Origin of the sequence: Staphylococcus canis (assembly GCF_016238445.1) — a bacterium.
GTDB lineage: Bacteria > Bacillota > Bacilli > Staphylococcales > Staphylococcaceae > Staphylococcus > Staphylococcus canis.
This window is the reverse complement of sequence record NZ_JABANU010000014.1, coordinates 55,872-70,545: the sequence shown is the minus strand read 5'-3', so window position 1 is coordinate 70,545 and position 14,674 is coordinate 55,872. Positions and strand designations below refer to the sequence as shown.

At 34.2% G+C, this 14,674-nt stretch carries 9 protein-coding genes; 6 read left to right on the top strand and 3 right to left on the bottom strand.

Annotated features, from left to right (window positions below; genetic code table 11):
* The coding region (locus tag HHH54_RS06765; protein ID WP_269814019.1) for a reverse transcriptase domain-containing protein at window positions 1-725 on the top strand (725 nt) is incomplete at its 5' end.
* A gap of 86 nt (window positions 726-811) precedes the next feature.
* Here HHH54_RS06765 and HHH54_RS06760 read toward each other — a convergent pair.
* The 3 genes from HHH54_RS06760 to HHH54_RS06750 form a co-directional block, all read right to left on the bottom strand.
* Window positions 812-1,762, bottom strand: coding sequence for a glycerophosphodiester phosphodiesterase (locus tag HHH54_RS06760; RefSeq protein ID WP_198618084.1), 951 nt, complete (start codon window positions 1,760-1,762; stop codon window positions 812-814).
* A gap of 160 nt (window positions 1,763-1,922) precedes the next feature.
* Window positions 1,923-3,308 (bottom strand): argininosuccinate lyase, encoded by a 1,386-nt coding sequence (gene argH, locus HHH54_RS06755; RefSeq protein ID WP_198618083.1) that lies wholly within the window; start codon window positions 3,306-3,308, stop codon window positions 1,923-1,925.
* Complete coding sequence (locus HHH54_RS06750; RefSeq protein WP_198618082.1) at window positions 3,301-4,503, bottom strand: argininosuccinate synthase; 1,203 nt, start codon at window positions 4,501-4,503, stop codon at window positions 3,301-3,303. The genes argH and HHH54_RS06750 overlap by 8 nt, the downstream gene beginning before the upstream one ends.
* Window positions 4,504-4,686: 183 nt before the next feature.
* Here HHH54_RS06750 and HHH54_RS06745 point away from each other — a divergent pair, with 183 nt between their 5' ends.
* The 5 genes from HHH54_RS06745 to addA all read left to right on the top strand — a co-directional run bounded on the left by HHH54_RS06745 (window position 4,687) and on the right by addA (window position 14,625).
* Window positions 4,687-6,018 carry a glucose-6-phosphate isomerase gene (locus HHH54_RS06745; RefSeq protein ID WP_198618081.1) on the top strand — a complete coding sequence of 444 codons (1,332 nt, stop codon included), beginning with the start codon at window positions 4,687-4,689 and terminating at the stop codon, window positions 6,016-6,018.
* 207 nt (window positions 6,019-6,225) lie between these two features.
* Complete coding sequence (gene lepB / locus HHH54_RS06740) at window positions 6,226-6,744, top strand: signal peptidase I (protein WP_198618080.1); 519 nt, start codon at window positions 6,226-6,228, stop codon at window positions 6,742-6,744.
* Between the two features lie 15 nt (window positions 6,745-6,759).
* Window positions 6,760-7,338, top strand: a complete 579-nt coding sequence (gene lepB / locus HHH54_RS06735) for a signal peptidase I (RefSeq protein ID WP_198618079.1) — start codon at window positions 6,760-6,762, stop codon at window positions 7,336-7,338.
* 173 nt (window positions 7,339-7,511) lie between these two features.
* On the top strand, window positions 7,512-10,991 hold the full coding sequence (gene addB / locus HHH54_RS06730; RefSeq protein ID WP_198618078.1) for a helicase-exonuclease AddAB subunit AddB: 3,480 nt from the start codon (window positions 7,512-7,514) through the stop codon (window positions 10,989-10,991).
* Window positions 10,975-14,625: a helicase-exonuclease AddAB subunit AddA gene (gene addA / locus HHH54_RS06725; RefSeq protein WP_198618077.1), complete on the top strand. Its 3,651-nt coding sequence runs from the start codon at window positions 10,975-10,977 to the stop codon at window positions 14,623-14,625. The genes addB and addA overlap by 17 nt, the downstream gene beginning before the upstream one ends.
* Window positions 14,626-14,674 lie beyond the last annotated feature (49 nt).

Genomic DNA, 14,674 nt, shown 5'->3' with positions numbered 1-14,674 from the left:
ACGCAGAAAGAAAGACAGGTGCCCCTCAAGGTGGAGTTATATCTCCTTTGTTGTGTAATATCTATTTGCATGAACTGGATAAAGAATTAGAGAAGCGCGGACACCGTTTTGTGAGATACGCTGATGACTTCGTCATCTTTGTAAAATCAAAACGTGCCGGACAACGTGTTATGGAAAGTATCACAAATTTTATCGAAAAAGACCTGAAATTAACAGTGAATAAAGATAAAAGTAAAGTGGGTTCTCCTACACGTTTAAAGTTCTTGAGTTGTCTGATAATGAAAACAAATGGCACTTGTCGTTTCAGACCCACTATGGAAGCAAAAAGAAACTTAAAAGCCAAATTAAAGTGGGTTACAAGAAGAAATAGACATGGCACATTCAAAGAGATTATAACAGAAATCAACGCAATTACTAGAGGTTGGATAAATTACTTCGGTAGAGGTTTTATTAAAGTATTTGTCCAACGAATACAAAAGTGGTTGAACCGTCGTATCAGACAACTTATTTTAAAGCGATGGAAGAAAATCAAAACAAAATACAAGATGTTTCGAAAATATGGATTAGACCACAATAGTGCTATGCGTATTGCGAACTCAAGAAAGAAGTATTGGAGACTTTCAAATACGCATGAGGTTCATCGTGCGCTTACAACAAATAGACTCTACAAGTGGGGATTAGTACCACTAACCCGACTCGCAGAGTCTGCTTACGCAAGATATTGAACCGCCGTGTACGGAACCGTACGCACGGTGGTGTGAGAGGACGAGTGGTCAATTAATGATTACTCTCCTACTCGATTATATGTGTATTAGTTGTGCTCGTGAATGATGCGGTCATAACGATCAGGGAAGTTTGTAAATAAACCTGTCACACCATATTCATTTAAACGACGCATATCTGCTTCGTCATTAACTGTATAAGGATGAATATAAAATCCATTTTGACGAAGATATTGTGTATTGTCAGCTGTTAAATCTGTATAGTCTGGTCCAACGCCCACTGCATATTGTTTGACTTTATTGAGAGTTGCATCATTTGTATATTGAGCTAGTTCTCCTTTATCAATAAGCTGAATCAGTGGAATATTTGGATTAATTTGATGGATTTTCGTTAAACTTTCTGGAGAAAATGACTGGATGACTACTTTACCATTTCTTAAATTATTGTGTTTATCTAAACCATATTGATGAAGCTTATTTAATAATTTTTCTTCCATACCTGGATAAGCGTCAGGTGATTTAGTTTCGATATAATAATTTGCTTTTGTGCCATATTTTTGGAAAATCTCATCAATTGTTGGTACTTTTTGACCGACATAATTCGCATTTTTTAAGTTAGGATTTTCTTTGTTAAACCAACTACCCGCATCTAATTGCTTAAGTTCAGCTAATGTGAATTGGTCAACACGACCAGTTCCATTTGTTGTACGGTCTACAGTGTCATCGTGCATTGCCACGAGATGACCATCTTTTGTCATTTGTAAATCTAATTCTAAATAATCCGCATTCATTTCATTTAAACTTTTGTCATATGAAGCAAAAGTATGTTCCGGTGCATAAGCACTTGCACCACGATGCCCAATATTTACATATGGATGGTTAAGTACATTATTAGCACTTGGTGATAATCGTGTTGCTAAATCTTGATGCGGATGTGATGCTGGTTGTCCATTGCCTTGTGATGATGCGTTAACCATCGGACTTTGTAATGAAACAGCTACGAGACCTGTTGAAATTAAAATTTTCAAATATCGATTCATTGATATAACCCCTTAAAGTAGTATTTACTTTTAAAGTATCGAAATATATCAAAAAATTCAATCCTTTTAAAAAGAATTTTAAGAATTTAATACAACTTTAATATTCTTCACAACTTTAATTGTATGTAGAAGATATTAATCACGTACAAAAGTCTCATTGTCATGATTCTTCATTTAGTAGCGCTTGTGCTTTATTTATCTGTTTTTGTACAGCTGTTTGACTTGTACCTCCATCACTTTGTCGACGTTTCACTGCCTCTTGAGGTTCGAGATAGGTATAAATATCTGTCTCAATAGAAGGGTGAAAGCTTTGATAAATTGTTAAAGGGATATCAAGTAAATAGTAGTCATTTTGAATGGCCCACAGTACAACTTTACCAACAACTTCGTGCGCTTCTCTAAAAGGAATATTCTTGCCTACGAGGTAATCCGCAAGTTCTGTTGCATTTGAAAAGTCTTGTCTAACTGTATGGTATAAAGTTTCTTTGTTGACAGTCATTGTTTTAATCATACCTTCAAAGATACGTAGTGCACCTTTTAGAGTATGTACAGCATCAAATAAACCTTCTTTATCTTCCTGTAAATCTTTGTTATAAGCTAAAGGGAGTCCTTTTAAAGTCATAAGCAAACTTACAAGATGACCAGTAGTACGTCCAACTTTTCCTCGAATCAGTTCCGCCATATCAGGGTTCTTTTTTTGAGGCATGATGGATGATCCGGTAGAAAATGCATCAGATAACGTGATGAACTGAGCTTCTTCAGAAGACCAAAAGATGATTTCTTCAGCGAATCGAGATAAATGAATCATACACAAATTAATTATATGTAATGTTTCGATAATGTAATCTCTATCACTTACTGCATCCAGACTATTTTCATAAATATCTTGAAAGCCAAGTAAACGTTTTGTTTCGTGACGATCGATAGGATAAGTTGTACCGCTTAAAGCAGCTGCACCTAAAGGTGAGATGTCAATGCGTTTTAAAGCATCTTTAAAACGTGATTTATCTCGTTCTAACATCCAAAAGTAAGTCATTAAGTGATGTGCTAAAGAAATGGGTTGAGCACGTTGTAAATGAGTATATCCAGGCATAATTGTATCAATGTGTTGATTTGAGATATTGATAATACTCGCTTGAAAAGAATGTATGGATTTAATCAAATGCTGGACTGCTTTTTTAGTATAAAGGTGCATATCCGTTGCGATTTGGTCATTTCGACTACGAGCTGTATGCAACTTACCTCCTACTTTACCAATACGTTTAATGAGTTCATGCTCGATATTAAGATGAATATCTTCCAAAGACTCTGAAAAGGTAATGTTATTTTTATGGTAGTCTTTTTGAATGGATTTTAAGCCTTTGATAATATCTTGACATTCTTCTGAACTAATTATATTTTGATTGCTTAGCATTGTAGCATGTGCAATACTACCTTCGATGTCTTCATCTAAAAGAACATGGTCGAAGTGAATAGACGCATTAAATGCATCGACCCAAGCTTCAGGTTGTGTTTCAAAACGACCACCCCATGCTTTTTTACTCATCAGCATACCCCCCATGCAGCATTGCGTTAACTTGTGTAGGTAAACCGTAAATATCAATAAAGCCTATTGCGGATTCTTGATTAAATGCATCTTCTTTTGTATAAGTTGCAAGTTTTTCATTATATAGCGTGTATGGCGATTGTCTACCATTTACAATAGCGTGCCCTTTGAACAATTTCACACGTACATCTCCAGTTACATAAGTTTGGGTTTGATCAATAAATGTTTTTAACGCATCCGTTAAAGGTGAGAACCATAATCCGTTATACACTTGTTCAGCAAGTTGTTTCTCAATAATCGGTTTGAAATGTGCGACATCTTTAGTCAATGTTAGGGATTCTAAAGCATGATGCGCTTTTTGAATGACTTCTGCTGCAGGTGTTTCATACACTTCTCTTGATTTGATACCTACGAGTCTATTTTCAACATGATCAATACGTCCAATACCGTGCTGACCGGCGACTTGATTTAAATGAAGAATTAATGTATCTAATGGATAGGACTGATGGTTAATGTGAGTCGGAATACCAGCTTCAAATGTAATAATCAGTTCTTCAGGAGTATTAGGTGTATCTTCTAATTCTTGGGTTAAATCAAAAGCATCTTTAGGTGGTGCTGCGTATGGGTCTTCTAAGATACCACATTCATTACTACGCCCCCATAAATTTTGGTCAATTGAATATGGAGAAGCTTTACCAATAGGAACTGGAATATTATGTTTCATAGCATAATCAATTTCTTCTTCACGGCTCCATCCCCATGTTCTGACCGGCGCAATGACCTTTAAATCAGGGTCGAGTGCCTTGATTGCAACTTCAAAACGAACTTGATCATTTCCTTTTCCAGTACATCCATGTGCAATAGCAGATGCTTTAGTTTTATGCGCAATCTCTACTAATTTTTTTGAGATTAATGGACGAGAAAGTGCTGATACAAGTGGATAAACACCTTCGTATTTCAAATTGGATTTAATTGCGTATCCAACATAATCTTCTGCAAACTCTAACGTCGCATCAATGACATAAGATTCAATGGCTCCCATGTCTAAGGCTTTTTGATAAACCTGGTCTAAATCTTTACCCTCACCGACATCTAAACAACAAGCGATAACATCATATCCTTGCTCGATTAACCATTTTACAGCAACACTCGTATCTAAACCGCCAGAGTAGGCTAATACAACTTTTTCTTTCATAACTAAACTCACCTCTAATTTCTTGATAGTCAAACTATAACATAAATGAGTTAATATGCAAATGCTTATATAAATATACATTTTGTAAAAGTGGGATAATTCTAACAAGTTCTGTGGATTGAATTTAAAAATAGAAGTTAGTAAAATAAAAGCGAGTTCACATACAATTAGGAGGCAAAGTGTATGACACATATCCAATTAGATTATCAAAAAGCTTTAGCATTTTTAGGTCAACATGAAATAGACCAACAACAAGATTTAGTGAAGCATATTCATCAAACAATTCATAACGGCACTGGAGCAGGAAGTGACTTTTTAGGTTGGATTGATTTACCTGTCGACTACGATAAAGAAGAATTCAATCGTATATTAGAAGCTTCAAAACGTATTCAATCAAATTCAGATGTGCTTGTAGTAATTGGAATTGGTGGTTCATACTTAGGCGCGCGTTCAGCGATTGAAATGTTAACACCAACATTCAAAAAAGATCAGGACGTACCAGAGATTATTTTTGCAGGTAATCATTTATCTTCTTCATATTTACAAGAATTAGTAGATTATCTAGATGGTAAAGATTATTCAGTAAATGTGATTTCTAAATCAGGTACAACAACTGAACCAGCAGTTGCATTCCGCTTATTCAAACAGTTATTAGAAGATAAATATGGTAAAGAAGAAGCGGTTAAACGTATTTTTGCGACAACAGATAAAGAAAAAGGTGCTTTAAAGCAACTTGCGACTAATGAAGGATATGAATCATTTGTAGTACCAGATGACGTTGGTGGTCGCTTCTCAGTACTTACAGCTGTAGGTTTATTACCAATTGCAGTTGCAGGAATTGATATCGAAGTGATGATGTCTGGTGCGCAAAAAGCACGCGAAGAACTTGCATCAGATGATTTAGCATCAAATATTGCTTATCAATACGCAACAATTCGTAACATTCTTTATAACAAAGGTTATACAACTGAAATGCTAATCAACTATGAACCATCATTACAATACTTCAATGAATGGTGGAAACAGTTATTTGGCGAGTCTGAAGGTAAGGATTTAAAAGGCATTTATCCATCAAGTGCAAACTTTACAACTGACTTACACTCACTTGGACAATATGTTCAAGAAGGTCGTCGATTCTTATTTGAGACAGTAATTAAGGTAGAAGAACCTAAATACCAAATCACTATCGAAAAAGATGATGAAGATTTAGATGGCTTAAATTATCTTGCAGGTAAAACAATTGATGAAGTAAACAATAAAGCCTTTGAAGGTACGTTACTTGCACACACAGATGGCGGTGTACCGAACTTAGTGATTTCAATTCCTAAATTAGATGCTGAAACATATGGTTATCTTGTGTACTTCTTTGAATTAGCTGTAGCAATGAGTGGTTACCAACTTGGTGTTAACCCATTTAACCAACCAGGTGTTGAAGCTTACAAACAAAATATGTTTGCATTATTAGGTAAACCAGGTTTTGAAGATAAGAAAAAAGATTTAGAAGCACGCTTATAATCAATTTGAAAAGTGATAGCTATTAAAAGGTTAGGGCAAAGTGATTCAAGGTGACATTTAATCGTCACCTTGTGGGACTTTGTTTCCTAGCCTTTTATATTTCATACATAACAGGCGTTACGTTTTGTGTAAATCATTAACATTTGCATAAAGATTATGATAAGATTAAGCATATTGTTAAGAGGTTTAAATCGTGAGGGATTTTTCATGCCAAAAGTCGTGCAATCCATATTCGCTTTTGTGTTAGCAGTATTGGTTTTAGGCTTACTCGTTGCATTTGTCATCATACCGTATAAGGTAGACGGAACAAATATGGCACCTGCATTAAGTCAAGATGATCGTCTACTAATCAATAAGATTAAGCCTAGGCTGAATTTATTGAATCATGGTGACATCATTGTATTTCGTCACCAAGATCAATATCATATTGGTCGTATTATAGGTCAGCAAGGTCAATCGGTTGTATTTAAGAATGGTCAATTGGAATTAGATTATCAGCCTGTTGAAGAGCCATACCTTAAACAAAAATCAAATGAGACTTGGTCTGCGCGAACGCTACCCAATGCGCAAAGTGATATTATTCCGCCTCATACTTATTTAGTCATGAATGATCAGCGACATAACCGTTACGATTCAAGGCAATATGGATTGGTGGATAAAAAAGACGTGATCGGTAATGTGATGATAAGATATTATCCTTTTGAACATATCACGGTAAACTTTTAAATCGAGGTGTAAAAATTGAGAAAAGAAACTGTTGAATGGATTGTTTCCATAGGCGTCGCATTATTAATTGTCGGTGTATTATATGCATTTATCATTAAACCATATAATGTTAAGGGAGATTCTATGTTTCCTACATTAAAAGATGGCGATCGAGTTATCGTTAACCAACTTAGCAAACGCTTTGGTCAGTTAGATAACGGTAATGTCATTGTATTCCATGCTAATCAATCAGACGATTATGTAAAACGAATTATCGGGAAGCCAGGAGATCATGTAGAATATAAAAATGATCAATTATACTTAAATGGTAAGAAAGTTAAAGAGCCGTATTTAGATTATAATGAAGCACATAAAAATTATGACATGATTACAGGAGATTTTAGCTCAAATGAATTGATTGGAAGTAATGGGCAAGCTCAAATACCAAAAGATAAATACCTCGTGTTAGGTGATAATAGAGAAGTAAGTAAAGATAGTCGTTCATTTGGTTTGATTGATAAAAATCAAATTGTGGGAACAGTAGCTTTACGCTTTTGGCCTTTAAGTGAATTTAAAGTTAATTTTGACCCTGATCATACAGAATCAGCAGCTTAATATAAATGATCGTGAGACAAAGTGAGCAATGCGCTCATTTTGTCTTTTTATTTTAATGTTATACACATTTGATATTCGAATGGTAACGTCAATGATATAATAGAACTAATATTTAGAGTATCGTTTGCTGAATAAATGATAGCTTTCTTAAACAAACTAAAGGAGGATTTTGAATGTTTCGGACATGGATTGGTCGTGCAGGTACAGGTAAAAGTACAGCAATGTTAAATGATATTAAAGCACAGCTTACAACACAACCTTTGGGAGACCCGATTATCGTTATTACACCTATGCAAGGGACATACCTATATGAACATGCTTTTGTCAATGATGAAGTGCTTAAAGGAAGTTTACGTGCCGAAGTACTACACTTTGAACGTTTGAGTCAACGTATTTTCCAAGAGCTTGGTGGAATACATGAACAACGCATTTCAACAATGGCGACAGAAATGATGATTTACGATATTTTACAAGAGGAAAAAGCAAACTTAAAATTATATCATTCACAAGTAGGTTACATTGGATTTAGTGCAAAGCTGCGAGAACAAATTCAAGATTTAGAGAAATATGCCGTAACACCTGAAGTAGTACAATCTACAGCGAATGATACAACATTAGATTTAAGAATGCGCGATAAATTACATGATATCGGATTAATATATGAGAAATTAATTACAAAAATGTCTCAAGATTTTATCTCTTCAGAAGCGTTGATGAATCGATTTATAGCATTAATTCCAGAGTCTAAGTGGTTGAAGCGTGCAGAGATATACATAGATGGATTTCACAACTTTTCGACTCAAGAATATCAAATTATTGAAGGTTTAGTACAACATGCGAAATCAGTTACTGTATTATTGACGACGAATGGGGATGAGGATGAATTTAGTTTATTTCGTAAATCTTCGGAATCCTTAAAGCATCTTAAAGCGATTTCACAACAGACCAAACAACCCCTTGATATTCAAACATTTCACAATAGCTATCGTTTTAAAAATAATGACTTAAATCAACTTGAACAACAATTCGATGCCTTACAACGTAATGAACCTGTAACTTCTGATGGTTCTATTCAAGTGTTAGAAGCTTCAACGACCCGTGAAGAAATCAATGAGATTGCGAGACATATTTTAAAGGATGTACGTGATCATCACTATCGATTTGATGATATTGCCGTGTTATATCGTGACCCGAGTTATGTTTATTTACTTGAATCGATTTTACCGCAATTTGACATACCATATAATTTAGACGTTAAAAAATCTATGACAGATCATCCAATAATGGAAATGTTACGTGCGTTAATTGAAGTCATTCGAACACAATGGAATTTTGAGCCGCTCATGCGTTTGCTAAAAACAAATATTTTAACAGCACATTATACTAATAGTGAAATACTCATTGATATTTTGGAAAATTATGCTATAGAGCGTGGTATTTATGGTAAACGATGGATTGATCCTAAATACTTTCAATTAGATCAATTTCAAAAATTAGGGTCGCGTCCGCATCAAGAACTTTCAGAAGAAGAAACTGAACGATATCAACGTGTCATCCAATTAAAAAATGAAGTGATGGATAAATTGTTACAGTTTGAATCCCAGTTAACAAAAGGAAACCATGCCAAAGATTATGCGACTGCGTTTTATGACGTGATGGAGCAATTTGAATTACCAACTCAATTGATGACTCAAAGAGATATGTTAGATCTTAAAGAAAAACATACAGAAGCGGAAGAAATTGATCAAATATGGAATGGTTTTATACGGGTACTTGATGATATCGTTACTGTTTTTGATACAAGAGAAATGTCACTTCAACGATTTTTAGAGATTTTAGATGTCGGGCTTAATGAACTAGAATTTTCTATGATTCCTCAAACTTTAGATCAAGTCACAATCGGTTCAATGGATTTGGCTAAAGTAGATAATAAAAAACATATCTATTTAATTGGTATGAATGATGGTATTATGCCTCAAACAGTGAGTGGTACGAGCTTAATCTCTGATGAAGAAAAGAAAAGTTTTGAATCATATACTGGATTTCAATTAAGTCCAACGGCAGATATATTACAAATGGATGAGGCATTTGTTTGTTATTTTGCTATGACTAGAGCTTCTGAACGTGTAACTTTCTCGTATAGTTTGATGGATAGTAGTGGTACTGATCGTGAAAAGAGTCCTTATTTGAGTGATATTCAAGAGATTTTTACAAATTTAGAAACGACAAATATTCACTATCAACATGAGAGAGATACGTTAGCTTTAGTTGAGCATCCACATCAAACTAAAATTCACTTGTTTGAAGCTATGAAATTATGGCTTGACGGTGGGCTTGTTTCGGATACATGGTTTACAGTCTATCAAACGTTATTACAACACGAATCGTTGAATCATTACATTCATCACTTAGAAACTGCACTCACATACGAAAATAAAACTACACAATTACATCCTGATTTGACTATGGATTTATACGGAAAATCGATAAATGCAAGTGTATCACGATTTGAGACCTATCAAAAATGTCCATTTAAGCATTATGCTTCACATGGCTTAAAATTAAATGAACGTACAAAATATCAACTTCAAAATTTTGATTTAGGTACGATTTTTCATGATGTTTTACGATATATTGCTGATAAGGTAGAAGGACAGTTGAATCAATTAACGCCTAAACAAATTCAAATTCTAACTCAAGAAGCGCTAGATACTTATTTACCACATGTACAGTTTAATTTATTAAATTCAACATCTTATTATCGTTATCTCTCAAAAAGAATCGGTGCCATAATACAAGCGACACTTTATGCGATTAAACATCAAACGTCACACTCGCGATTCAGACCGATAGCATTTGAACGTTCATTCCGTAAATATCCTAGAACTCAAGAAGAATTGAAAGCACAAACGCTTAAAACACGTCAAGGTATACCAATTAATATAAGGGGTCAAATTGACCGTATTGATACGTATCATCACAATGGTAAAAGCTTTATTAATATTATTGACTATAAATCTTCAGAGTCGAGTGCTCAATTGGATCTTGTACAAGTCTTTTATGGATTGCAAATGCAAATGATGACATATATGGATATTGCTTTGCATAATAAAGAGCGACTCGATTTATTGGATGAAGTGAAGCCAGGTGGTTTTTTATATTTTCATGTCCATAAATTCAAAGATAAGAAGCGTTCTTGGTCGGATTTAAGTCCTGAAAATTTAGAAGATTTATTTTTAAAATCGTACCAGTTGAGTGGATTACTTAATAATGATCCCGATGTTTTAGATGCTTATGATACACGATTAGAGCCTGGACATAAATCGGATATCGTACCATTAAGTATGAAAAAAGGCGGAGAGCTTTATGCTACAAGTAAAGTTGCAGATGAAAAGACAATACATCAATTGATTCAACGCAATCGTCAAAACTTTATCGATACGGCATCTCATATTATGGACGGTCACACATCTGTTACACCGCTTAAATACGACGAAAAGTTACCGTGTGAATTTTGCAGTTATCAATCAGTATGTCATGTAGATAGTATGATTGATAGTCGTAAATACCGACAAGTTGATGAAACCATCAATCCAATTGAAATTTTAGGCCGTAAATCAGAAGAGGAGGAGAATCATGACAATTCCAACTAAACCTCAAAATGTGCAATGGACTGATGCACAGTGGGAAAGTATCTATGCTAAAGGGCGTGACATACTCGTAGCAGCAGCAGCTGGTTCCGGAAAAACTGCCGTTCTTGTTGAGCGTATTATCCAACGTGTTATTCGAGACGGTATCGATGTGGATCGATTGTTAGTTGTAACTTTTACCAATCTAAGTGCACGTGAGATGAAACATCGTATTGAAAAGCGTATTCAACAAGCATCAATAGAAAATCCTGCACATCAACATCTAAAAAATCAAAGAACTAAAATACATCAAGCACAAATTTCAACGCTTCACAGTTTTTGTTTGAAGTTGATTCAACATCATTATGATGTTTTAGATATCGACCCAAACTTTAAAACCGCAAATGATGTTGAAAATACGCTATTACTTGAACAGGTCATTGATAATGTACTTGAGCATTATTATGAGATTTTATCACCAGAGTTTGTAAATTTAATAGAACACATTTCAACGGACCGTGATGATACAGCTTTGCGAGATATTGTGAAAAAACTTTATTATTTCAGTATTGCGAACCCTAATCCCAAAGCATGGTTAAAAGCATTAGATCGTCCTTATAGTGATCCAGGTTTAAAACAACATTATCTGAAGATATTAGACCAGTATATTGATTTATATTTAGTTGCAGCGCAAAATGCAATTGAATCCGCATATCAAAAATTTGAACATGTGGGCGATTATCAGAAGCATATCACATTTATAGATGGTCATCGCCAATTTTTAAATCAACTGATGCGAGAACCAGAGATTCGTAAAGCTACATTAAGAACGTATAAATTATCTCGAATGCCAAGTGAACCGAAAGAAGTCGGTCAAGATGAACAATTAAACACGGCCTATGAAGCGTTTAAAGCATCGTATGAGCAATTTAAAGATGCTATTCAATCTATCCAAAAACAATATGCGGCAAGAGATGATGAGGATTTAGTGACAGAATTAGGTCATTTGGCACCTAGAGTATCATATCTTGCTCAAATTACAATTGATGTAATTGATGCGTTTGATAAAGCTAAGCGTGAACGTAACATTTTAGATTTCTCTGATTATGAACATTTTGCATTACAAATTTTAAAAGATAAGGAGGGGAATCCATCTGAAATTGCACGTTTATATCGAGAAAAGTTTGAAGAAATACTGGTAGATGAATACCAAGATACTAACAAAGTACAAGAGGAAATTATTTCAACAATTAAACGTGGCGATGAATCTAATGGCAACCTCTTCATGGTAGGAGATGTAAAGCAATCGATTTATAAATTTAGACAAGCTGATCCAAGTTTATTTATTGATAAATACAATCGCTTTGATCGCTCAGACTCGTCAAAAGGTTGGCGTATTGATTTATCTCAAAATTTCCGTTCAAGAAAAGAAGTATTATCCACAACAAACTATCTTTTTCATCATATGATGGATCCAAATGTAGGAGAGATTGAATATGATGAAGCGGCGAGATTATATTACGGCGCACCTTATGACGAACGTGATGTTCCTCTTCATTTTAAAGTGTGTATGAAAGATACAACGCGAGATTTTGATATTAATGAACAAGAAGCTTACGTTATAGCTGAGCAAGTCAATGATATTCTTAAACATTATAAAGTATACGATGCTAAAACAGGTACTTATCGCGCTGCTGAATATAAAGATATTGTAATATTAGAACGCAATAATAGTAACGCACGTCAATTGCAAAGTGTCTTTAAAGAACTAGAGATCCCATTGTTTGTGAATAGTAAACAAGGTTACTTTGAACAAACTGAAATAAGATTAATGCTTTCGTTTTTGAGGGTCATTGACAATCCGCTTCAAGATATTTATTTAGTTGGTTTAATGCGTTCTGTCATTTATCAATTTACAGAAGAGGAGCTTGCAAAAATACGTGTTGTAGCTCCTAAAGCAGTTTATTTTTATGAGTCTATACAAAGTTACTTAAACGACGAACATGAAGAATCAGCACTCGTTGATAAACTTCAAAATTTTTTAAACGATATTGTAAAATATCAAGATTATGCGCGTCACCATGCAGTGTATCAGCTTATTGATAAAATTTATAACGATCACTATATCGTACAATATTTTAGTGGGCTTGCTGGTGGTAAAGGGCGACGTGCCAATTTATATGGTTTATTTAATAAAGCAGTCGAATTTGAAAATTCAAGTTTTAGAGGATTGTTTCAATTTATACGCTTTATTGATCAGATGATTGAACGTGGAAAAGATTTTGGTGAAGAAAATGTGATAGGACCAAATGATAATGTCGTACGATTAATGACAATTCATAAGAGTAAAGGACTTGAATTCCCATTTGTCATTTATTCTGGTCTTAATCGCAAATTTAACATGAGTGACCTTGGAGGACCGGTTGTACTCAATCAACACGAAGGACTAGGATTACAATATTATGACTCAAAAAATGGTATAACTTATCCATCGTTAATTTCAATGTCTATAGATTTATTAAACCGTAAAGAAATCATCTCAGAAGAAATGAGGCTTATTTATGTTGCTTTGACACGTGCTAAAGAGCAGTTATTCTTAATCGGAACAGTGGATGATGAGAAAAAATTAACGAAATTAAGAGAAATGCCAATTGAACACCATAAACTTTCTACAATCAATCGGTTAAATGTTAAAAATGCATTTGAACTTATATATAGTGTTCTAAGTAAATATTTGAGTACAGACTTATTAAAACAGTATGTATTTGAAGGTAATGTAGAGCAACTTGAACCATCACTTCGACCGAATGTTACATTAAATTATATGGATATCGCGAATGTTTTGCCACCAGAGGTTGATCAATTACAACATGAACAACATACGCTTAAGAAGTTAAAACAGCATGTTGCAGATTCCTATAATGATCCTGCGATTAAACAACGTATCGAAGAAAAATTATTATATACGTATCCGAATATTGATGCGACACATCATGCTTCTAAGCAATCAGTATCAGAACTTAAAAGACAAATGGAAACAGAACAAGCTGATACTAATTATGATCGTGTTCGCCAATACCAGCTCGGCATCGCAACTTATGAACGCCCAACTTTTATGCAAGAACAAAAATTAACACCTACAGAAATTGGAACATTAATGCATACAGTGATGCAACATTTACCATTCCTTAGAGAAGGATTATCTGATGATGCGTTGGATAAATATTTAAAATCACTAGTAGATAAAGCCATCATTAAGCCAGATGATATTTCATATATACGTAAATCAGAAATTCGTCATTTCATTGATAGTGAATTATATCAAACGATAGCAAATAGTGATGAAATATATCGAGAGTTACCATTTATTGTCAATCAAGATGAAGTCGAACAACATGTGAACTTACAAGAGGCTGCTATTATACAGGGGATGATTGACCTTGTATTTGTTAAAGATGATCGATATTATTTTGTCGATTATAAAACGGATGTTTTTGTGAGACGAAAAGGGATGACTGACGAAGAAATTGGAGCTAAACTTCGTGAGAAATATCGTGTGCAAATGACATATTATCAACGTGCTTTAGAAACAATTTTAAAACAACCTGTATCAGGATGTCTGTATTTCTTTAAATTTGGAGAAATTCGTATTGATTGATAAAATGATAAAAATTTGTGATTTGTCTAAATTGTTAGTTATAATACGA